The organism is Streptomyces sp. JNUCC 63 (genome assembly GCF_054366325.1).
On record NZ_CM135963.1, the window covers coordinates 55,738 to 80,244 of the forward strand.

The window sequence follows — 24,507 nt, forward strand, 5'->3', positions numbered from 1 at the left end:
CTCTCTGTGCGTTGTGGGTCTTTAGGTGAAGTCACGGAGCCGGGCGGCGAGGATCCGGCCGATCTCGGCGAGCGGCTCCGGCTGGGTCATGTCGTCGTGTGTGGACCGGACTGCGTGGACGTCGACGGATCCCTCCAGGAACGGCGCCCAGATCCCGGGTTCCGGGGCGTGCTCGGGCTTGCCGAGCGTCGCCTCGAAGAAGAGCACGTCACCGACGTAGGTGCCGGGTACATGGCCGCGTGCGAGACGTGAATTGTTCTCGAACACCTCGTACAGCGCGGCGACATGACGTTCTTCGAGGCTGCCGAGGATGCCTCCCTGACCGCGGAGGATCTCCGTGACGCGGGCGTACTCCAGCGGCTGCCCGTCCAGGTTCTGGCGGTCGTAGCCGGCGAGGTCGAGCATGCCGGCGAGGAACTCCTGCCGGGACAGGACCACGTCCTCCTCCCCCGGCTGTACCGGGCCCCCATGGCTCGCGGGGAGCCGCGGGAAGGAGTCGAGCATCGCCAGCAGGGCGACCTTCTCTCCCGCGCGCTGGAGCTGTTCGGCCATGGCGTGGGCCACCAGTCCGCCGAAGGACCAGCCGAGCAGCAGATAGGGGCCGGTGGGCTGGACGGTGCGCACCTGCTCCAGGTAGTCGGCCGCGATCTCCTCGACGCCGGTGGGCAGTTCGCCGGGTTCGGCGATGCCCCGCGACTGCAGGCCGTAGATCGGGTGGTCGGGGCCGAGGTGGCGCATCAGCCCGGCATAGGACCAGCTGAAGCCGCTGGCCGGGTGGACGCAGAACAGCGGCGGGCGGCTGCCCCCGCGGCGCAGCGGCAGCAGTACCTCGAACGCGCCCGGGCCGTCGTCGTCCTCGGTGCCGAGCCGCTCGGCGAGCTCCGCCACGGTGGGGGCCTCGAACAGGGTGCGCAGGGCGATGTCCACGTCGAAGGTGGCGCGCACCCGGCCGATGAGCCGGGTGGCCAGCAGGGAGTGGCCGCCGAGGTCGAAGAAGCCGTCGTCGATGCTCACCCGGTCCACTCCGAGGACTTCGGCGAACAGCTCGGTGAGCAGTCGCTCCTGACGGGTGCGGGGCGTCCGGCCGCCGGTCACCACGGAGGACTCGGGGGCGGGCAGGGCCCGGCGGTCCAGTTTGCGGTTGGGCGTCAGCGGCAGCGCGTCCAGCGGCACGAACGCGTTCGGGACCATGTACTCGGGGAGGTCCGCGGCGGCGTGGCGGCGCAGTTCGGGGCCGGCCGGGAGTTCGGCGCCGGGCGCGGGCACCACGTAGGCGACCAGGCGCTGGTCGCCGGGGCGGTCCTCGCGGACGATCACCGCGGACCCGGCGACGGCCGGGTGGCGGTCGATGACGGCCTCGACCTCGCCGAGCTCGATCCTGAAGCCGCGCAGCTTGACCTGGTCGTCGACGCGCCGCAGGAAGGACAGGGTGCCGTCGGGGTTCCAGCGCACCACGTCCCCGGTGCGGTACATGCGGGAGCCGGGGGCGCCGAACGGGTCGGGGACGAACCGGGCGGCCGTCATGTCGGGGCGGCCCAGATAGCCGCGGGCCAGGCAGTCGCCCGCGACGTACAGTTCTCCGGCCGCTCCCGGCGGCACCAGTTCGAGGTGGTCGTCGAGCACGTGGAATCGGGTGTTGGGCATCGGGCCGCCGATGGGCAGCGGGCCCGGCGGGATCTGTGTGCCCGGTTCGATGCGGTACTGGCTGCAGTTGACGGTCGTCTCGGTGGGTCCGTACATGTTCAGGACCGTGGTGCCGGGGTGGTCCGTGCGCCAGGCGTCGACCCGCTCGCCCAGCAGCAGCTCTCCGCCGAGGAGCAGTTCGGTGGTGGGTGCGAACTCCTCGGGCAGGGTGGTGAGGACCGGCAGGTGGCTGGGCGTGGCCTTGAGGAAGGTGCAGGGGCGCCGGCGCAGCGCCTCGGCGGCGCGCGGGTCCGCGTCCTGCAGGTCGTTGAGGACGTGGACGGTGCCGCCCACGGTCAGCGGCACGTGGGTGGCGGTCACCGACAGGTCGAAGGAGATCGACGAGTGCAGCAGCGCCGTGCCGCGCACCCCGTCGTAGTCGCCTCCGGCGAAGGCGAGGTAGTCGGTGAGCGAGGTGTGCTGGATCACGACGCCCTTGGGCCGCCCGGTCGAGCCGGAGGTGTAGATGACGTAGGCCGGGTTGGCCAGGCGCAGCGGCGCGAGCCGGTCGCGGTCGTCGGGGTCGGTGGCGTCGAAGCGGGCGATGCGCTCCTCGGTGGCGGGGTCGTCCAGCAGGACCCGCTCGAGGTCCTCGCTGCCGTCCGGCAGCCCGGTGGCGGTGGCGGCGTCGGTGAGCAGCAGCGCCGGGTCCGTGTCGGAGAGCATGAACGCGATCCGCTCGGCCGGGTAGGCCGGGTCCACCGGCACGTAGGCGCCGCCGGCCTTGAGGACGGCGAGCAGGGCCACCACGAGCCGTGCCGACCTGGGCAGGGCGACGGCGACGAACCGTTCCGGGCCCACTCCGCGGTCGATGAGGAAGCGGGCGAGCCGGTTGGCGCGGGCGTTGAGCTGCCCGTACGACAGCTCCTCGCCGCCGAAGACCAGGGCGGGCGCGTCGGGGGTGCGGGCCACCTGGGCCTGGAACAGTTCGGGCTGGGTCACCGCGGGGACGTCCGTCGCGGTGTCGTTCCAGGTGTCCAGCATGCGTGCGCGTTCGGCGGGGTCGAGCAGATCGATCCGGCCGATCGGCTGGTCCGGGGCGGCCACGGCCCCCTGGAGCAGTCGCACGAGCCGGGCGACGAGGGCGGCGACGGTGTCCGCGTCGAACAGGTCGGCGCTGTAGACGACATGGCCTTCGATGCCCTGGCAGCCGCCGCCGTCGTCCCGCCGGTCGCTGAGGCTGACCGAGAGGTCGAACTTGGCGCTGCCGTTGCCGAGCGGTTCGCCGGTCACGGTCAGTCCGGTGACCTCCTGGCCGACCACGATGGGGTTCTGGAAGGCCAGGGCGATCTGGAACAGCGGGTGCCGGGACAGGGAGCGGGTGGGGTTGAGGACCTCCACCAGCCGCTCGAAGGGGAGGTCCTGGTGGGCGTAGGCCGCCAGATCCGTGTCCCGGACGCGGTCGAGCAGTTCGCGGAAGGTGGGGTTGCCGGAGGTGTCGGTGCGCAGCACCAGGGTGTTGACGAAGAAGCCGACGAGGTCGTCGAGGGCCTCGTCGCTACGGCCGGCGATCGGGCTGCCCAGCGGGATGTCGGTGCCGGCGCCGAGCCGGGTCAGCAGTGCCGCGAGCCCGGCCTGCACCACCATGAACAGGCTGACCCGGTTGTCCCGGGCGAGTTCGGTCAGGCGCTGGTGCAGCTCTGCATCGATGGTCACGGGGATGGCGCCGCCCGCCCCGGTGGCGACCGCGGGGCGGGGGCGGTCGGTGGGCAGCTCCAACTGGTCGGGCAGTCCGGCCAGACGGTCGCGCCAGAACTCCAACTGCCGGGAGATCGGGCTGTCCGGGTCGCTCTCGTCGCCGAGGACCTGACGCTGCCAGATGCTGTAGTCGGCGTAGTTCACCCGCAGCGAGGTCCACCGCGGCGCCTCGCCGGCCCGCCGGGCCTCGTAGGCACAGGCCAGGTCGCGGGCGAGCGGCGCCGCGGAGGCCCCGTCGCTGACGATGTGGTGCATCACGAGGAGCAGCACATGTTCATCCGGTGCCAGCGCGAACAACCTTGCTCGCAGTGGGAGTTCATGCGTGAGGTCGAATCCGGCGGCGGCCTCCCGCGCCAGTTGCCCGGTCAGCGACGCCTCGTCGGCGTCCGTGACCGCAAGCGCCGGCCCGGCCGTCTCGATGTCCACGATCACCTGGTGGGCGCCGCCGTCCGCGTCGAGGCCGGCGGCCTCGGGGAAGACGGTGCGCAGGCTCTCGTGCCGGGCCACCACGTCGCCGAGGGCCGCGCGCAGTGCCTCGCGGTCGAGATCACCGGTCAGGCGCAGGGCCAGCGGCACGTTGTAGGCACCGCTGTCTCCGTCGAACCGGTTGAGGAACCACAGCCGGCGCTGGGCGTACGACAGCGGGATCCGCCCCGTCCGCTCGGCCGGGACCAGCGGTGCCCGGCCGTCCGTGCCCACGCTGAGCGAGGCGGCCAGCCCGGCCACGGTGGGCGTCTCGAACAGGGACCTGACCTGGAGCTCGGCCCCGAAGACGGACCGGATCCGGTTCACCAGGCGGGTGGCGAGCAGCGAGTGGCCGCCCAGGTCGAAGAAGTCGTCGTCGGGTCCGACCCGGGGCAGGCCGAGGACCTCGGCGAACACCTCGCACAGCAGCTCTTCCTGCGGGGTGCGCGGGGCCCGTCGGGAGCCGCCGGCCAGGGCCCCGAAGTCCGGGGCCGGCAGGGCCTTGCGGTCCACCTTGCCGTTGGGGGTGAGGGGCAGTGCGTCCAGGACCACGAGGGCCGCGGGCACCATCGCCTCCGGCAGCGCCCCGGCGAGTTCGGTGCGTACCCGGCGGGGGTCGACCGTGCCGACGATGTGGCCGACGAGCCGGCTCTGTCCGGCGGGGTCGGTGCCGACGGTGACCACCGCGTCGGTCACGGCCGGGACGGCGCGCAGCGCGGCCTCCACCTCGCCGAGCTCGATGCGCTGTCCGCGGATCTTGACCTGGTGGTCGAGCCGGCCGAGGAACTCCAGCTGTCCGTCGGGCAGTCGGCGCACCCGGTCGCCGGTGCGGTAGAGGCGGCTGCCGGGCTCGTCGGCGAAGGGGTCGGGCACGAAGGTGACCGCGGTGCGCCGCGGGTCGCCGACGTAGCCGTGTCCGACGCCGGTGCCGCCGACGTACAGCTCGCCCGGGACGCCGACCGGGACCGGCTGGAGCCGGTCGTCCAGGACGTACAGGCGGGTGTTGCGGATCGCGGCGCCGATCGGCACGCGCACGTCGCCGAGCGGGGTGGTGGCGTCGATGACGGCGTGGGTGACGTCGTCGGAACACTCGGTCGGACCGTAGGCGTTGACCAGCGGAATGTGCGGGTTGCGGGCGAGCCAGCGGTCGCACAGGTCCGGCGGGAGGGCCTCGCCGGTCACCATCAGCCAGCGCAGCTCGGGCAGTTCGACGGGCTCGGCGCCCGACTCCCAGGCGTCCAGTGCGGTGCGCAGCAGGGAGGGGACGACCTCCAGGACGGTGACGCGCTCGTCGGCGACCCGGGTGAACAGCGCCTGCGGGTCCAGGGCGGTGTCCTCGCCGACCAGGCGTACCCGGCCGCCGGCGACCAGTGCGGCCAGCATCTGCCACACCGAGATGTCGAACGTCAGCGGGGCGTTGGCCACCACGCTGTCGGTGGCCGTCATCCCCAGGTCCTCGATCTTGGCGAGGAGGTGGTTGACCATGCCGCGGTGGTGCACCATCGCGCCCTTGGGGCGGCCGGTGGAGCCGGAGGTGAAGATCACGTAGGCGAGGTGGTCCGGGCCGCCGATGACGGGCAGCAGCTCGTCGCCGTCGTCGGCCTCGCCGTCCAGTGCCAGCACCTCGACGGGGACCGCGGCGGCCGCCGCCAGTTCCCTGGCCGCATCGAGGTGTTCGGGCGCGGCCAGCAGCAGCCTGGCGCCGCCGTCGGCGAGCATCCCTGCGCTGCGCCGGTGCGGGGCACGGGGGTCGAGCGGCACATAGGCGGCGCCGATACCCAGGACGGCGAGGACGGCGACGGGTACCCGGACGGTGCGGTCGGAGAGGATCGCGACGACCGAGCCGGCATCCGCGCCGCTCGCCAGCAGCCTGCGGGAGAGCGCGCTCGCACGGCCGGCCAGGGTGGCGTAGTCGACGCTGCCCTCGTCGTCGGTGAGGGCGGTGGCCCGCGGGGTGCGCGCGGCGATCTCCCGGACCCGCTCCACGACTCCGGGCATGCCCGCATCCCGCTGGGTGCTGTTCCAGTCGAGCAGCAACTGCCACCGCTCCCCCGGGTCGAGGATGTCCAGCTCCGAGAAGGGACGGTCGGGTTCTGCTACGGCGGCCTGGAGGAACTGGACGAAGCAGCCCAGCAGCCGCTCGGCCGTGGCCCGGTCGAACAGATCGGTGCTGTAGTCGAACCGGCCGTCCAAGCCCTGGGGCACGCCGTCCTCGGCGTAGCGCTCGGTCAGGTCGAAGGACAGGTCGAACTGGGCGGCGTGGGCGCCGGCCGTCTCCACGGTGACGTCCAGGCCGGGGAGCCGCAGATCGGCCCGCACGTTGTTCTGGAGCACCAGCATGACCTGGAACAGCGGGTTGCGCGCCATCGAGCGGGTGGGGTTGAGGACCTCCACCAGCCGCTCGAAGGGGAGGTCCTGGTGGGCGTAGGCCGCCAGGTCCGTGTCCCGGACGCGGGCGAGCAGTTCGCGGAAGGTGGGGTTGCCGGAGGTGTCGGCACGCAGCACCAGGGTGTTGACGAAGAAGCCGACCAGTTCGTCGAGGGCCTCGTCGGTGCGGCCGGCAATCGGGCTGCCCAGCGGGATGTCGGTGCCGGCGCCGAGCCGGGTCAGCAGTGCCGCGAGCCCGGCCTGCACCACCATGAACAGGCTGACCTCGTTGTCCCGTACGAGGCCGAGCAGTCCGTCGTGCAGCTCTTCCTCGAGCCGGAACATCAGGGTGCCGCCCTGGTAGGTGGCGACGGCGGGCCGGGACCGGTCGGCCGGCAGCTCCAGTTCGTCGGGGAGCCCGGTGAGGGTGCGGGTCCAGAAGTCCAGCTGCCGGGAGACGGTGCTGTCCGGGTCGCCCTCGCGGCCCATGACCTCGCGCTGCCAGATGCTGTAGTCGGCGTACTGCACGGGCAGCGGATCCTGCTCGGGCGCCTCGCCCTTCAGCCGGGCGGTGTAGGCCAGGCAGAAGTCGCGGGCGAGGGGACTCATCGACCAGCCGTCACCCGCGATGTGGTGCAGGACCAGCAGCAGGACGTGGGTGTCCGGGCCGAGTTCGTACAGGGTGGCCCGCAGCGGCGGGTCGACGGCGAGGTCGAAGCCGGGCGCCACCGCGGCCGGCAGCGCCTCGGGGAGTTCCTCCTCGGTGACGGTCCGCGTGGTCAGGACCGGGGTGGCCGCACCGGCGTCGAGCACCACCTGGTGGGGGATGCCGCCGGTCTCCCGGAAAACGGTGCGCAGTGCCTCGTGCCGCTCCACGACGTCACCCAGCGCGGCCTGGAGGGCGTCGCGGTCGAGGCTTCCGCGCAGCCGCAGGGCGATCGGGATCTTGTACGGGGACGCGGCGCCTTCCAGCCGGTTGAGGAACCACAGCCGCTGCTGGCCATACGACATGGGGATCAGCTCGGGGCGCTCGGCGGGCCGCAGCGCGGTGCGGGCCCGGGAGGCCTGGGCGATGGCCTCCATGAGCCGGGCGGGGGTGGGGCCCTCGAACAGGTTGCGCACCGCCAGCTCCACACCGAACGCCGAGCGGACCCGGCTGACCAGGCGGGTGGCCAGCAGGGAGTGGCCGCCGAGGTCGAAGAAGCTGTCGTCGACGCCGACCTCCTCAAGGCCCAGGACCTCGGCGAAGATCGCGCAGAGCGTGCGCTCCTCGGGGGTGCGCGGTGCCCGGCGGGTGGAGGCGGCCGTGTAGTCCGGTGCGGGCAGGGCGCGGCGGTCGAGCTTGCCGTTGGTGGTGACGGGCAGGGTGTCCAGGGCGACGAAGGCGGCGGGGACCATGTAGGCGGGCAGCGCGGCCGAGGCGTGGTCGCGCAGTGCCGACAGGTCCGGTGCGGCGCTGCCGCCGGCCGGTACGACGTAGGCGACCAGGCGCTTGTCGCCCGGCTGGTCCTCGCGGACCACGACGGCGACCTGTGCCAGACCCGGGAAGCGGGCCAGGACCGCCTCGATCTCGCCGAGTTCTATGCGGAAGCCGCGGACCTTGACCTGTTCGTCGGCGCGGCCCACGAACTCGAGCACTCCCTCGGCCGTCCAGCGCACCAGGTCGCCGCTGCGGTACATCCGCGCCCCGGCGGGCCCGAAGGGGTCGGCGACGAAGCGCTCCGCGGTCAGTCCGGGCCGGCCCAGGTAGCCGCGGGCGAGCCCGGCGCCCGCGATGTACAGCTCACCGGCGACTCCGGGCGGGGTGAGGGCCAGGTTGTCGTCGAGGACGTAGAGCCGCATGTGGTCAAGCGGCCCGCCGATCGGCACGGTGTCGGGGACGGTGTCCTGCGCGCGCATCCGGTGGTACGCGGCGAACGTGGTGGTCTCGGTCGGGCCGTAGCCGTCGCCGACGACCAGTCCGGGGCAGGCGTCCAGCACCCTGCGCACCATGGCCGCGGGGACGACGTCGCCGCCGGACCACACCTCGCGGACGCCGGCGAAGCACTCGGGCCGCTCCTCGGCGAGCAGCCGGAAGAGTCCGGCGGTCAGCCACAGCCCGGTGACCTCGCGCCCCACGATGACCTCGGCGAGGTCACGGACGTCGAGTTCGGCGGGCGGCGCCATCACGATGTGGCCGCCGCGCAGCAGCGGCACCCACAGTTCGTAGGTGGAGGCGTCGAATGCCTGCGGCGAGTGCAGCAGCACCCGGGTGTGGTTGCCGTTGTCCCAGGCGCCGTCGAGGGCGAGGCCGAGCACGTCGTGGTGGGTGACGGCGACGCCCTTGGGGGTGCCGGTCGAGCCCGAGGTGTACATGACGTAGGCGAGCTGTTCGGGGTGTCCGTCGACGCCGGGGTCGGTGTCCGGCTCGCCGTCGAGGGAGGGGTCGTCGTCGACGACCAGCAACCGGGCCTCGTGCGGGAAGGCACGGGCGTCCGCGCTCATGGCCCGGTCGGTGAGCAGCACGGCGGCGGCGGTCTGTTCGACGATCAGCCGCAGCCGGGCCTGCGGGTAACGGGCGTCCAGGGGCACATAGGCGCCGCCGGCCTTCAGCACGGCGAGGATGGAGACCACCAGTTCGACGGAGCGCTTCTGCATCACGGCGACCGGGGTCTCCGGGCGTACCCCGAGGGCGATCAGCCGGTGCGCCAGCCGGTTGGCGCGGGCGTCGAGTTCCCGGTACGTCAGCTCCTGGCCGTCGGCGGTGCTCAACGCGACCGCGTCAGGGGTGCGGGCCGCCTGCTCGGCGAACCGGCGCTGGACGGTTCCGCGGGCGGCGGGCCGGGGCGGCACGTCTCCGCTCCCCTGTGCCAGCAGCCGGGCGCGCTCGTCGGCGCCGAGCACGTCGATCCGTCCGACCGGCCGGTCCGGGTCGGTGGTGATCAGCTCCAGCAGCCGCAGCAGCTGGTCGGCCATGTCCCGCACGGCCCCCGCGTCGAGCAGGTCCGCGCGGTGGTTCAGCCGCAGTTCGAGGCCCTGGCCGGGCCGTCCGGGGAGGGCGACCAGGGTCAGCGGGTAGTGGGTGGCGTCCCGGCCGTCGATCCCGAGGACGCCGAGGCCGGTGCCGGGCAGTTCCAGCGCGGCCGGGTCGAGGGGGTAGTTCTCGAACACGGTGAGCGTGTCGAAGAGTTCGCCGGTGCCGGCAATGCCGTGGATGTCGGTGAGGCCGAGGTACTGGTGGTCGGTCAGCAGCGACTGCTGCTCCTGCACCCGGGCGAGCAGCGCGGACAGCGGCTCGTCGGGCCGCAGCGCGACCCGGACCGGCAGGGTGTTGATGAACAGGCCCACCATCGTCTCGATACCGGCGATCTCGGGCGGGCGGCCGGAGACGGTGGCGCCGAAGACGACGTCCTGGCGTCCGGTGAGCCGGCCGAGCAGCACCGCCCAGGCGCCCTGCACCAGCGTGTTCGTGGTCAGCCCGAGGCTCCGTCCCCGCTCGGTGAGCGCGGCGGTCAGCTCCGCGGACAGCTCGACGGTGACCTTCTCCGGTATCGCGGCCTCACGGCCGGCGTCCACGGGCGCGAGCAGGGTCGGCTCGGCGCCTTCCAGGGCCTGCCTCCACGCCTTCTCGGCGGCACTGCGGTCCTGCTCCGAGAGCCAGGCCAGGTAGTCGCGGTAGGGGGTGACCCGGGGCAGCCCGGTGTCGCTGCCGTCCGACGCGTACAGCGTGAACAGTTCCTGGGCCAGCAGCGGTGTGGACCAGCCGTCCAGCAGGATGTGGTGGTTGGTCAGCACCAGCCGGTGACGGTCGGCGCCGAGCCGGATCACGGTGACGCGCAGCAGCGGCGGCGCGGTCAGGTCGAAGCGGCGGGCCCGGTCCTCGGCGAGCAGCCGTTCCATGTCGGCGTCCTGCCGTCCGGCGGGGACACCGGACAGGTCGTGCTCGTACCAGGGCAGTTCGACCTGGTCCGGCCGGGGCACGAACTGCACCGGGGTGCGCAGTCCTTCGTGCCAGAAACCGGCGCGCAGATTGGCGTGGCGCTCCAGCAGGGCCTGGGCCGCACGCCGCAGCGCCTGCGTGTCCAGCGGCCCCGTCACGTCCAGCAGCAGCTGCACGGTATAGACGTCGCGGGCCTGCGCGTCGTACAGGGCGTGGAAGAGCAGACCCTCCTGCAGGGACGACAGCGGCAGCAGATCGGCGACCCCGGGACGGGCCCGCTCCACCGTGTCGATCTCCTGCTGGCTGAGGGAGACCAGGGGCAGGTCGGACGGGGTGTGCCCGCCGGCCTCCGCGCGCTGGGCGTGGGCCGCGAGGACGTCCAGCGCCCGGCTGAAGGTGTCGGCCAGATCGCGGGCGTCCTCCTCGGTCAGCAGGTCGCCGGGCCAGGACAGGGTCGCGGTCAGCCGCGGTCCGTCGGTGTGGTCCTGGGTGAGCGCGTTGATCTCCAGGGTGTGCGGGACGGGCATGGCGGGGTCGACACCGCCGCCGAGGCCGTCCGCCTCCGGGGCAAGGGACCAGTCGGCGGCCTCGTCCGTGGCGGAGGCGGCGGGGAACCGGCCCAGGTAGTTGAAGCCGATCTGCGGGGTGCGCAGCCGGGCGAGCGCTGGGCCGGTCTGCGGGTTGAGATGGCGCAGCAGCCCGTAGCCCATGCCGTTGTCGGGCAGGGCGCGCAGCTGTTCCTTGACCCGCTTGAGGGCCGCTCCGGCCTGCGGGCCGCCGGCCCACAGCTCGGCCCAGTCCGTCACGCCCGCATCGAGCCGTACCGGATGCAGGTCGGTGAACCAGCCGACGGTGCGGGAGAGGTCGGCGCCGTCGACGACGCCCTCGCGGCCGTGGCCTTCGAGGTCGACCAGGAGCGGGGCCGCCGCGTCCTCGTTCCTGCGCCGGCGCCAGTCCGCGACGGCCAGCGCCAGGCCGGTCAGCAGGACGTCGTTGACTCCGCCGTGGAAGGCGGCGGGCACGCGCGTCAGCAGCGGCTCGGTGCGCTCGGGCGGCAGGGTGAGGCCGACATGGCGGACGGTGGCCACGGTATCCCGTGCGGGGTCCAGGGCTCGGCTGCCCACCAACGGGTCCGGGGCGTCGAGCATGGCGGTCCACAGCGGCAGTTCGTCCAGCCGGGCCGGGTGCTGGGCGAGCGTGGCGAGCTGCTCGGCCCAGCGCCGCAGCGAGGTGCCCACCGGCGCGAGGCGCGGGGTGCCGCCCGCCATGACGGTCTCGCAGGCGGCGGCGAGGTCGGGCAGCAGGATGCGCCAGGAGACACCGTCGACGACCAGATGGTGCAGGACGAGCAGCAGCCTGCCGCTGTCCTTCGGCCCGGCGTCGAACCACACGGCCTGCACCATGGCGCCCTTCTCGGGCGAGAGCCGGGCCTGCGCGATGCCCTGGTGTCCGGCGACCACCGTGCGCAGCGATTCGCCCCCCAGTCCGGCCGCGTCCACGCGGGTCAGGCACTCGGCGACGTCGACCGCCCCCCGCTCGGCCACCTCCAGGCTCCAGACGATGCCGCCGGTCCGGGTCAGCCGCAGCCGTAGGGCGTCGTGGTGGTCGAGCACGGCCTGCAGCGCCGTGGTCAGCCGCGCCTGGTCGAGTCCGGCCGGGGTACGGACCAGCATCGACTGGTGGAAGCTGTCGACGGGCCCGCCGCGCTCCCGCAGCCAGTGCACGATCGGGGTGAGCGGCACCACGCCGATACCGGAATCGTCCGGTTCGGCGGTCGCCGGCGTCTGCTCCTGCGGGGTGGCCATGGCGGCGAGCGCAGCCACGGTCCGCAGCCGGAACACATCGCGCGGGGTGAAGACCAGACCGGCGGCACGGGCACGTCCGACGAGCTGGATGGAGACGATGCTGTCGCCGCCCAGATCGAAGAAGTCGTCGTCGACGCCGACCCGCTCCACCCCCAGCACATCGGCGAACACCGCGCACAGGGCCTCTTCCTGCGGCGTGGCAGGGGCCCGCCCGGTGGCCTCGGAGCCGTACTCCGGGGCGGGCAGCGCCTTGCGGTCCAGCTTGCCGTGGGGGGTCAGCGGCAGCGCGTCAAGGCGGACGAACGCCGACGGGACCATGTGGGCGGGCAGGACACCGGCCAGGTGCCCGCGCAGTTCGGCCGGGTCGGCCTCGCCCACCACATAGGCCACCAGCCGGCGGACGCCGGGGCGCTCCTCGCGGGCGATCACGGCGGCCTGCCGGATGCGCGGATGGCGGGCGAGCGCGGTCTCGATCTCGCCCGGCTCGATGCGGAAGCCCCGGATCTTCACCTGCTGGTCGGCGCGCCCGAGGTAGTCCAGGGTGCCGTCGGCCCGCCAGCGCACGACGTCGCCCGTGCGGTACATACGGGAACCCGGGGCGCCGAAGGGATTGGCGACGAACCGCTCCGCCGTCAGCCCGGAGCGGCGCAGATAGCCGCGGGCCAGTCCGTCGCCCGCGAGATGGAGCTCTCCCGCCGCACCGACGGGGACGGGCCGCAGTCCGGCGTCGAGCACGTACACCTGAGTGTTGACGATGGGGCTGCCGATCGGCGGCGTCTGCTCACCGCTCAGCGGGCCGCTCATGGTCGCGGCGATGGTCGACTCGGTCGGGCCGTAGGCGTTGACCATCCGGCGGCCGGACGACCAGCGTGCCACCAGCTCCGCGGAGCAGGCGTCACCGCCGACGACCAGGGAGCGGAAGTCGGGCAGCGGTGTCTCGGCCGGTACGGAGGCCAGGGCGGCCGGCGGGATGAGAGCGTGGCTGATCCGCTGCCCGGCCAGCACCTCGGCGAGGGCCTCCCCCGCCAGCGGCCCGGACGGCGGCACGACGAGCGCGGCCCCGGAGGTCAGTGCCATGCACAGTTCCAGAACGGCGGCGTCGAAGCTGGGCGAGGCGAACTGCAGGACCCGTGCCCGGGCGTCGACGGCGAAGTTCTCCACGGCCGCGGTGGCGAAGGCGGCCAGACCGGTGTGGGGCACCACGACCCCCTTGGGGGTGCCGGTCGAACCGGAGGTGTAGATCACATACGCCGGGTGGTCCAGCCGCAGCGGGGCCGTACGGTCCGCATCGACCGGGTTGCCGGCCTCGAACGTGCCGAGCAGGGCGGGCAGTTCGGGCGCGTCGAGGTCGATCCGCTCCCCCTCGGACGCGAGGGTGGTGCCGCCCGTGACGACGAGTTCGGGACGGGCGTCCTGAAGCATGAACCGGATGCGTTCGGCCGGGTAGTCGGGGTCGACCGGAAGGTACGCGGCCCCCGCCTTGAGTACCGCGAGCTGTGCCACCACCATGTCCACGGACCGGGGCAGGGCGAGGGCGACGATGCTCTCCGGGCCGACACCCCGCTGGATCAGCAGCCGTGCGAGCCGGTTGGCGCGGGCATTGAGCTCCGCGTAGGTCAGTGCGCCGCCGTCGAAGACCACGGCGTCGTTGGCGGGGGTGGCCTCGGCCTGGGCCTCGAACAGCTCACCGAGCCCGGCCCGGGGAACGTCGCGGGACGTGGCGTTCCACTCGACGAGCAGCCGCGCGCGCTCGGACGGCTCCAGGATGTCGACCGCCGCCACCGGCTGGTCCGGGCCGGCGAGGACCGCCTCCAGCAGCCGCGCCAGGCGGGAGGCCATCCCCTGGGCGGTGTCGTGGTCCACCAGGTCGGGGCGGTGATCCAGCCGCAGGGTGAGCCGGTCGCCCGGGATCACCGCCAGGGTGAGCGGGTAGTGCGTCGCGTCATTGACGTCGACGCCCTCGATGCGCAGCCCGGTGCCGGGCAGGTCCAGGCCGGAGGGGTCCAGGGGGTAGTTCTCGAAGACGGTCAGGGTGTCGAACAGCTCACCGGTGCCGGCCAGCCGCTGCACCTCGTGCAGCCCCAGATGCTGGTGCTCCATCAGCGCCGACTGCTGGTCCTGGACCCGGGCGAGCAGCTGCGCCAGGGTCTCCTGCGGCCGCAGCACGATCCGGACCGGCAGCGTGTTGATGAACAGACCCACCATCGATTCCACACCGGGGATCTCCGGCGGACGGCCGGAGACCGTGCCGCCGAAGACGACGTCGCTCCGGCCGGTGAGCCGGCCGAGCAGCACCGCCCAGGCGCCCTGCACCAGGGTGTTCATGGTCAGCCCGCGGGCGCGTACGAACATCCCCAGCGCGGCGGTCAGTTCGGCGGACAGCTCCAGCATCACTCGCTGCGGCTGCACCGCGTCGCGCTCCTCGCCCGCGTCGGGAGCGATCAGTGTGGGACCGTCCACCCCGTCCAGTGCCCGCTTCCACGCCTCCTCGGCCGCGTCCCGGTTCCGCCCGGCCAGCCAGGCCAGGTAGTCGCGGTAGGGGGTGACGCGCGGCAGCCCGGAGTCGTCGCCACCGCGTGCGTAGAGCGTGAACAGCTCCCGCGCCAGCAGGGGCATCGACCAGCCGTCGAGCAGGATGTGATGGTTGGTCAGGATGAGTCGGTACCGCTCGGGCGCCTGCCGTACCACCACGAAGCGCACCAGCGGCGGCGCCGCGAGGTCGAACCTGCGGGACTTCTCCTCCGCGAGGATCCGGGCGATCTCGGCCGCCTGCGCGTCCTCGTCGAGGTGGCTCACGTCCCGCTCGTCCCAGGGCAGTTCCACCTCACGATGGATGACCTGGACTGCCTCACCGGTCTTGCGTCTGCGGAATCCGGCGCGCAGGTTCGCATGGCGGCGCACCAAGGCGGCGGCGGCGGTCCGCAGCGTGTCCACGTCCACCCGGCCGACGAGGTCGAAGCCGAACTGCATGGTGTACACATCTGGTGCCTCGGCGTCGTACACCGCGTGGAAGAGAAGCCCTTCCTGCAGGGGCGACAGGGGCAGAATGTCTTCGACCCTTGACTGCTGGCTCACTTCGGCATCTCCCACTCGGTTCCAAGTTCAAGCTCGTCTTCGAATGCGTCGATCTCGTCCTGGGTGAGGGAGACCAGGGTGAGATCGGAGGGGGTGTGTCCGCCGGCTCCCGGCCGTTCGGCGTGGGCGGCGAGGGCGTCCAGGGCGCGGAACCAGGTCTCGGCGAGGTCCCGCACGTCGTCCTCGGTGAGCAGCCCGTCCGGCCAGCTCCATACGGCGCCGAGCCGGGCGCCGTCCGGTCCGTCCTCGGTCAGCGCGTTGATCTCGAGCGCGTGCGGAAGCGGCATCGCGTCGTCGGCTCCGCCGCCGAGCCCATCGGCTTCCGGTGCCGCTGCCCAGTCGGTGTCGGTGCCGGAGGTGAGGCGGCCGAGGTAGTTGAACCCGATCTGCGGGGCCGGCAGCGCCGCCAGCCGGGCCGCGGTGTCCGCATTGAGGTGGCGCAGCAGACCGTAGCCGATCCCGCTGTCGGGCAGGGCACGCAACTGCTCCTTGACCCGCTTCAGCGCCCGCCCGGCCTCCGCACCCCCGGCCCAGACATCGCCCCAGTCCACCACACCGGGCTCCAGCCGCACCGGATACAGGCTGGTGAACCAGCCCACCGTGCGCGACAGGTCGGCCCCCCCGACGACATCCTGCCGGCCGTGGCCCTCCAGATCGACCAGCACACCGGCCGCATCCGGATGCCCCTTGCGGCGCCGCCAGTCGGCGACCGCCAGCGCCAGACCGGTCAGCAGGACATCGTTGACACCCCCGTGGAAGACCGCGGGCACCCGCGTCAGCAACGGCTCGGTCCGCTCCGGCGGCAGCGTCAGCCGCAGATGCCGCACCGTGGCCACCGTGTCCCGCACCGGATCCAGAACACGCGCCCCGATCACCGGATCAGGCCCCTCCAACACCTCCGTCCACAACGGAAGCTCCTGAACACGAGCCGGGTCCCGGGCGAGCGCGGTGAGGCGCTCGGCCCAGCCCCGCAGCGACATCCCGACCGGCTCCAGCTCCCGGCCCCCAACCGCCGCGGCCAGATCCGGCAGCAGAATCCGCCACGACACCCCGTCGACCACCAGATGATGCAGCACCAGCAGCAACCGGCCCGGCACGTCCGGCCCGGCATCCAGCCACACCGCCCGGACCATCTCCCCCGCATCCGGCCGCAACGGCCACCCCCGCAGAGGATCACCGGTCAGCTCGTCCGGATCGGTCACCCGCCGGACCACACCCGCCGCGTCCACCGCACCCCGCGGCGCCGCCTCCAACTCCCACGCGCCGTCACCGCGTCGCAGTCTCAACCGCAACGCGTCATGGTGATCCAGCACCGTCTGCAACCCCGCCGTCAGACGCTCCCACGTCAGCCCGGCCGGCGTACGCACCAGCATCGACTGATGGAAACCCTCGACGGGCCCGCCGCGCTCCCGCAACCAGTGCGCGATCGGCGTCAGCGGCACCACACCGACGCCGTCATCCGGGACCGGCGCCGACACCTCGTCCGCATCCGTGGCCACCGCGGCGAGCGCGGCCACCGAACGGTGCTGGAAGACATCACGAGGGGTGAGGACCAGACCGGCGGCACGCGCCCGGCTGACCAACTGGATGGAGACGATGCTGTCCCCGCCCAGGTCGAAGAAACTGTCGTCCACACCGACCCGCTCCACCCCCAGCACATCGGCGAACACCGCACACAGGGCCTCCTCCCGCGCCGTGGCAGGAGCCCGCCCGGTGATCGCCGACCCGAAATCGGGCGCCGGCAGAGCACGCCGGTCCAGCTTGCCGTTCGGCGTCAACGGCAACCGCTCCAGCACCACGAACGCCACCGGCACCATGTACTCCGGCAACTCCGCACCCAGATGCCTCCGCAGCCCTTCGGCATCCGGGACATCCGCCGCACCCCCGGCCACGACATACGCCACCAGCTGCTTCACACCCGCCCGGTCCTCCCGGGCGATCACCGCCGCATGCCGCACCAACGGATGCCGCGCCAGAACCGCCTCGATCTCCCCCAACTCGATCCGGAAACCCCGGACCTTCACCTGCTCATCCGCACGGCCGACATACTCGATCGCCCCGTCCGCACGCCACCGCACCACATCACCCGTGCGATACATCCGACCACCCGCACCACCGAACGGATCCCCCACAAACCGCTCCGCCGTCAAACCCGGACGACGCAAATACCCACGAGCGAGTTGCACACCGGCGAGGTACAGCTCGCCGGCGACTCCGACGGGTACCGGTCGCAGCCGTGAATCCAGCACATACACCTGGGTGTTCCACACGGGAGCGCCGATCGGTACCGGCCCGTCCGGGTCCTGGGCCGAGCACTCCCACGAGGTGACGTCCACGGACGCCTCCGTGGGCCCGTACAGGTTGTGCAGGGGCACGTCCAGCTTCTCGTAGAACCGTGCCCGCACTTCCCCGGGCAGGGCCTCGCCGCTGCAGATGACGCGGCGCAGGCCGGTGCACTGTGCGACGGTGGGCTCGGTGAGGAAGACCTGGAGCATGGAGGGGACGAAGTGCATCGTGGTGACGCCTTCGTCGCGGATCAGCCGGGCGAGATATGCCGGGTCCTTGTGGCCTTCGGGCCGTGCGACCACGAGCCGGGCGCCCACGATGAGCGGCCAGAAGAACTCCCACACGGAGACGTCGAAGCCGGAGGGGGTCTTCTGCAGTACCCGGTCGGAGACGTCCAGCCCGTACCGTGCCTGCATCCACAGCAGCCGGTTGACGATTCCCTGGTGCGGGACCGGCACACCCTTGGGCTTGCCCGTGGAGCCCGAGGTGTAGATGACGTAGGCGGTGTTGAGGACGGTCAGCGGGGCGAGCCGGTCGGCGTCGGTGAGGTCGTGGTCGGCGTGATGCGACAGAGCCGCCCGGGTGTCCGCGGTGTCCAGCAGCAGGCGCGGGGTGGAATCGTCGGCCGGCAGCGCGGGAACGACGTCCGTGGTGGTGAGCAGCATCGCGGGACCGGTGTTGGCCAGGATGTACCGGATGCGCTCGGCGGGGTAGTCGGGGTCGACCGGCACATAGGCCGCACCCGACTTCAGTACGGCCAGCAGGGCGACGATGAGGTCGAGGGACCGTGGGAGGGCGAGGGCGACGAATCCCTCCGGGCCCGTTCCCCGCTCGACCAGCAGCCGCGCCAGGCGGTTTGCGCGGGCATTGAGTTCCGCGTACGTCAGCGTCTCGCCCTCGAAGACCACGGCGGTGGCCTGCGGGGTGCCGGCCGCCTGGGCCTCGAGCAGTTCGGTGAGCGTGGCGGGCGGGACCTCGTGCTCGGTGGCGTTCCAGGTGACCAGGGTCCGCTCGCGCTCCGCGGCGTCCAGGATGTCGACGGCCGCGACCAACTGCTCGGGGTCCGTGGCGATGGCGTCCAGCAGGCGGCCCAGGCGGGCGCCGACGGACTCCACGGTGTCGGCGGTGAACGACTCGGGCCGGTAGCCCAGGCGCAGACTGAGCCGGGGGCCCGGCACCGCGACGAGGGTGAGCGGGTAGTGCGTGGCGTCTTCCGCGTCGGCCTCGGTGACCCGGATCCCGGTTCCCGCGACGTCCAGCAGTGCCGGGTCCAGGGGGTAGTTCTCGAAGACGGTCAGGGTGTCGAACAGCTCCCCGACCCCGGCCAGGCGCTGGGTGTCGTGCAGTCCGACGTACTGGTGCTCCATCAGCGCGGACTGCTGTTCCTGGAGGCGGACCAGCAGCTGCGCCCAGTTCTCCTCCGCGCGCAGCGTCACGCGTACCGGCAGCGTGTTGATGAACAGGCCGACCATCGACTCGACGCCGGCTATCTCGCCCGGCCGCCCGGAGACGGTGGCGCCGAAGACGACGTCCTCGGCTCCGGTGAGCCGGCCGAGCAGCACCGCCCAGGCGCCCTGGACCAGCGTGTTCATGGTCAGTCCGAGCCGACGGGCCCGCTCGGTCAGCGCGGCGGTCAGCTCCGGCGAGAGCTCGAGGGTGACCCGTTCCGGGGGCAGGGTGGCGGCGCCGGTGCTCGTCGGGGCCAGCAGGGTGGGCTCCTCGATGCCCGCGAGCGCCTGCCGCCACGTTTCCTCGGCCGCTTGCCGGTCCTGTGCCGCGAGCCAGGCCAGGTAGTCGCGGTAGGGGGTGGTCTGGAGCAGTCCGGCGTCGTCACCGCCGCGTGCGTAGAGCGTGAACAGCTCCTGGGCGAGCAGGGGCATCGACCAGCCGTCGAGCAGGATGTGGTGGTACGTCAGGACCAGTCGGCTGTGGTCGTCCGCGAGCTGTACGAGGACGAAGCGCAGCAGGGGCGGCGCCGCGAGGTCGAATCCGCGTCCCTGCTCCTCCGCCGCGATCCGGGCGAGCTCCGCGATCTGCTCGTCAGGGTCGAGTCCGCGCAGGTCATGGGTCTCCCAGGGCAGCTCCACCTCGTGGTGGACGACCTGGACGGGGGTACCGACCTGCTCATGCCGGAATCCGGAGCGGAGGTTGGGGTGCCTGCGCAGCAAGGCCTGGGCCGCGGCGCGCAGCGCCCGTACGTCGAGCGCGCCGTCCATGCCGAGGAAGAGCTGCACGGTGTAGACGTCCGCGGCGTCCTGGTCGAACAGGGCGTGGAACAGCAGCCCTTCCTGCATCGGTGAGAGCGGCAGGACGTCGGCGAGCTGAGGGCAGGCCCCCTCCAGGGCGTCGATCTCGTCCTGGGTGAGGGAGACCAGGGTGAGATCGGAGGGGGTGTGTCCGCCGGCTCCCGGCCGTTCGGCGTGGGCGGCGAGGGCGTCCAGGGCGCGGAACCAGGTCTCGGCGAGGTCCCGCACGTCGTCCTCGGTGAGCAGCCCGTCCGGCCAGCTCCAGGTTGCGTGCAGGTGCGCGCCGTCGTGGGAGTCCAGGGTCAGCGCGTCGACGTCGATGGCGTGGACGAGCGGCATGTCCTCGTCCCCGCCGCCGGATGCGCTCTGCGCTGCCCAGTCGGTGTCGGTGCCGGAGGTGAGGCGGCCGAGGTAGTTGAACCCGATCTGCGGGGCCGGCAGCGCCGCCAGCCGGGCCGCGGTGTCCGCATTGAGGTGGCGCAGCAGACCGTAGCCGATCCCGCTGTCGGGCAGGGCACGCAACTGCTCCTTGACCCGCTTCAGCGCCCGCCCGGCCTCCGCACCCCCGGCCCAGACATCGCCCCAGTCCACCACACCGGGCTCCAGCCGCACCGGATACAGGCTGGTGAACCAGCCCACCGTGCGCGACAGGTCGGCCCCCCCGACGACATCCTGCCGGCCGTGGCCCTCCAGATCGACCAGCACACCGGCCGCATCCGGATGCCCCTTGCGGCGCCGCCAGTCGGCGACCGCCAGCGCCAGACCGGTCAGCAGGACATCGTTGACACCCCCGTGGAAGACCGCGGGCACCCGCGTCAGCAACGGCTCGGTCCGCTCCGGCGGCAGCGTCAGCCGCAGATGCCGCACCGTGGCCACCGTGTCCCGCACCGGATCCAGAACACGCGCCCCGATCACCGGATCAGGCCCCTCCAACACCTCCGTCCACAACGGAAGCTCCTGAACACGAGCCGGGTCCCGGGCGAGCGCGGTGAGGCGCTCGGCCCAGCCCCGCAGCGACATCCCGACCGGCTCCAGCTCCCGGCCCCCAACCGCCGCGGCCAGATCCGGCAGCAGAATCCGCCACGACACCCCGTCGACCACCAGATGATGCAGCACCAGCAGCAACCGGCCCGGCACGTCCGGCCCGGCATCCAGCCACACCGCCCGGACCATCTCCCCCGCATCCGGCCGCAACGGCCACCCCCGCAGAGGATCACCGGTCAGCTCGTCCGGATCGGTCACCCGCCGGACCACACCCGCCGCGTCCACCGCACCCCGCGGCGCCGCCTCCAACTCCCACGCGCCGTCACCGCGTCGCAGTCTCAACCGCAACGCGTCATGGTGATCCAGCACCGTCTGCAACCCCGCCGTCAGACGCTCCCACGTCAGCCCGGCCGGCGTACGCACCAGCATCGACTGATGGAAACCCTCGACGGGCCCGCCGCGCTCCCGCAACCAGTGCGCGATCGGCGTCAGCGGCACCACACCGACGCCGTCATCCGGGACCGGCGCCGACACCTCGTCCGCATCCGTGGCCACCGCGGCGAGCGCGGCCACCGAACGGTGCTGGAAGACATCACGAGGGGTGAGGACCAGACCGGCGGCACGCGCCCGGCTGACCAACTGGATGGAGACGATGCTGTCCCCGCCCAGGTCGAAGAAACTGTCGTCCACACCGACCCGCTCCACCCCCAGCACATCGGCGAACACCGCACACAGGGCCTCCTCCCGCGCCGTGGCAGGAGCCCGCCCGGTGATCGCCGACCCGAAATCGGGCGCCGGCAGAGCACGCCGGTCCAGCTTGCCGTTCGGCGTCAACGGCAACCGCTCCAGCACCACGAACGCCACCGGCACCATGTACTCCGGCAACTCCGCACCCAGATGCCTCCGCAGCCCTTCGGCATCCGGGACATCCGCCGCACCCCCGGCCACGACATACGCCACCAGCTGCTTCACACCCGCCCGGTCCTCCCGGGCGATCACCGCCGCATGCCGCACCAACGGATGCCGCGCCAGAACCGCCTCGATCTCCCCCAACTCGATCCGGAAACCCCGGACCTTCACCTGCTCATCCGCACGGCCGACATACTCGATCGCCCCGTCCGCACGCCACCGCACCACATCACCCGTGCGATACATCCGACCACCCGCACCACCGAACGGATCCCCCACAAACCGCTCCGCCGTCAAACCCGGACGACACAAATACCCACGAGCGAGGCCGTCGCCTGCGAGGTACAGCTCTCCTGTGGCGCCCACGGGCACCGGCTGCAGCCCCGAGTCGAGCACATACGCCCGGGTGTTGGAGATGGGGCGGCCGATCGGCGGTGCCTGTGTGCCGGGGTCTGCCTCGCGGTCGCTGTACCAGGCGGTGGCGTAGACGGTGGCCTCGGTCGGGCCGTAGATGTTGGCGATGCGGCAGCCCGGGATGGCGGTGCGGATGGCGCTGACGGCGTGGGCTGAGAGGGCCTCACCGGCCAGTACGACGGTTTCCGCGGAGGCGTTCACCTCGCCGTGCGCGAGTACCTGGGCGATCGCCGACGGCACGGCGCTGACCAGGCTGCCCGACCATCCGTCCGCGGTCCGCTCGGTGAGGGCGAGCAGGTCTCGCACCACCTCGATGCTGCCGCCGCAGCACAGTGGTCCGAACGTCTCGAAGACGGAGACGTCGAAGTTGAGCGAGGTCGACGCGAGGACGCGGCTCAGCTGCCGGGGTCCGAGGTCGGTGGCCGCCCAGGTCACGAGGCCGACGGCGCTGGAGTGGGACACCACGACGCCCTTGGGCCGTCCGGTGGAGCCCGAGGTGTAGATCACGTACGCGGGATGCTGCGGTCGCAGCGGGGCGGTGCGGTCGGCGTCGGTGGGGTTGTGTCCGGGGTGTCCGGCGAGCAGCTCGGCCGTCTCGGGGGTGTCGAGCAGCAGTGTGGCCCGGCCGCTGCCGTCGGCCGCGGTCCGGGTCACGATCGTCCCGGTGACCGTGAGCACGATCGCCGGCCCGGCGTCGTCGAGCATGTAGGCGATCCGCTCGGCCGGGTAACCGGGGTCCACCGGAAGGTAGGCGGCGCCGGCCTTGAGGATGGCGAGCAGCGCCACGATCATCTCGCCGGAGCGGGGTACGGAGAGCGCCACGACGCTTTCGGGACCGGCGCCGTGTGCGATCAGCAGATGGGCGAGCCGGTTGGCACGCGCGTTGACTTCCGCGTACGTCAGCGTCTCGCCCTCGAAGACGACCGCCGGGGCCTGCGGGGCGCGGGCCGCCTGCGTTTCGAACAGCTCGGGCAGGGAGGCGGTCGGCGTCACCTGTGCGGTGGCGTTCCACTCGACGAGGACGCGTTCGCGTTCCTGGACGGTCAGCAGATCGAGTCCGCCGATGGGCTTGTCGAGTCCGTCGGGGGTGAAATGGCCGAGGAGGTCGAGGAAGCGCCGCTGGTGATCGGCGAGTTCGTCGGAGCCGTAGAGCTCCGGATTGCCGTCCAGGTCGATGCGCAGGCCGTCGACCGTACCCCGGCAGTGTTCAGGCTGCCCGTGCTCGGCGGTGCCGGTGCCGCGACCGTCCACGACGAGCGACAGATCGTCGACGGGACCGCCGCCGAGGTTGTGCACCGTGCCGCGGTGGCCGTCGAAGCTCAGGTCGTAGTCGACCATGACGATGTTGATGTGCGGGCCGACGAGGCGGTGTTCGTCCCCGGAGAGTTCGAGATCCCGGCGCAGGTCCTCGACGCGGTAGCGCTGGTGCTTCAGCGCGCGGCGCAGTTCCCCGGATGCCTGGCGGACGGCTTCCGCCACGGTGGTGCCGGGGTGCAGGTCCAGCCGGAACGGCAGGACGCCCGACATCATCCCGGGAATGGTGCGGGCACGCCCGGCTGCTCGGGCCACCACCGGCAGGCCGAGGACCACCTGCCGGTTGCCGGTCATCCGGTGCAGGTAGACGGCGAGTGCCGCGACCAGGACGGCGGGCCAGGCGACCTCCGCCTCGCGTGCGGTGGCGCGCAGTTCGGCCAGCGTCGCCTCGTCGAGGAAGGCGGTTTGGCGCTCCAGCCGTTCGGGGAGGGCCGGCGTACGCTCGGCCAGGCCGGCGGCGTGGGGCCGATCGGCGAAGCGTGACATCCAGTACGCGCGGTCGCGGGCGAACCGGTCGGAGGCCCGGTACGCCGCCTCGTCGTCGAGGAGTTCGGTCAGGGAGCCGAATGGCGGTGCGGGGCAGGGAAGTCCGGCCGCCAGCGCGGTGTAGATCTCGGCGACGCGGCGGCCGACGAGGGACAGGCCGAGGCCGTCCATGACGATGTGGTGGTATCGCTGATACCAGAAATACCGGTCGTCCGCCACCTTGAACAGCGCGAAGGCGAACAGCGGGCCGTTCGTAGGGTCGACCGGCCGGCGCATGTCGGCGCGCATCCAGCTCTCGGCGCAGGCTCGGGGAGAGCCCTCGCGGCTGACGTCGACGAACGACATGCTCCAGTCGGCGCACTCTTCGACGACCTGTGCCGCCCTGCCGTCCTCCTCCACGACCCGGATCCGCAGCGTTTCCGCCTCGGTCACGGTGCGGCGCAGCGAGCTCTCGAAAAGCGCGGGATCGATCTCGCCGTGGATGTCGATGTATTCGGCGATATTGAAGAGCGGATTCGCCGGCCGAAGCCGCTGGGCAAGCCAGATACCGGACTGCGCGGCCGTGAGCGGCAGGCTGGCAATCTGATAACCGGTCATGGTTTATCCGTCCTGGTCGTTCGATTGTGCATCGATGACGAATCGAGCGCGGCTCAAGGAAATCCGGCGCGAGGAAATCGGAGATCGGAGAAGACTAAAATCTGGGCGGGTTAACGGAGCAGGAACCGACTCATGCTCGGAGATGTCGATCCGCAAGCCACTTCCCGGGCAGGAGCACCTGGAATTACCCATGAGTGCACCGGGAACAGTGGTGACGTAATTCCGGCACGGGACATCAGAGGGACGTCGGTCGGCGGGC

Annotated in this window: 2 protein-coding genes; both read right to left on the reverse strand. The window is 72.4% G+C overall.

Features of this window, described 5'->3' with window-relative positions:
* Window positions 1-21: 21 nt before the first annotated feature.
* Window positions 22-15,012, reverse strand: coding sequence for an amino acid adenylation domain-containing protein (locus ACX25U_RS00275; RefSeq protein WP_454387897.1), 14,991 nt, complete (start codon window positions 15,010-15,012; stop codon window positions 22-24).
* Window positions 15,009-24,248 (reverse strand): amino acid adenylation domain-containing protein, encoded by a 9,240-nt coding sequence (locus ACX25U_RS00280; RefSeq protein ID WP_454387899.1) that lies wholly within the window; start codon window positions 24,246-24,248, stop codon window positions 15,009-15,011. The genes ACX25U_RS00275 and ACX25U_RS00280 overlap by 4 nt, the downstream gene beginning before the upstream one ends.
* Window positions 24,249-24,507: the final 259 nt, after the last annotated feature.

Excerpts from the sequence above, each read along its gene's own strand:
- ACX25U_RS00280 (WP_454387899.1), bottom strand. The coding sequence starts at position 24,248 with ATGACCGGTTATCAGATTGCCAGCCTGCCGCTCACGGCCGCGCAGTCC.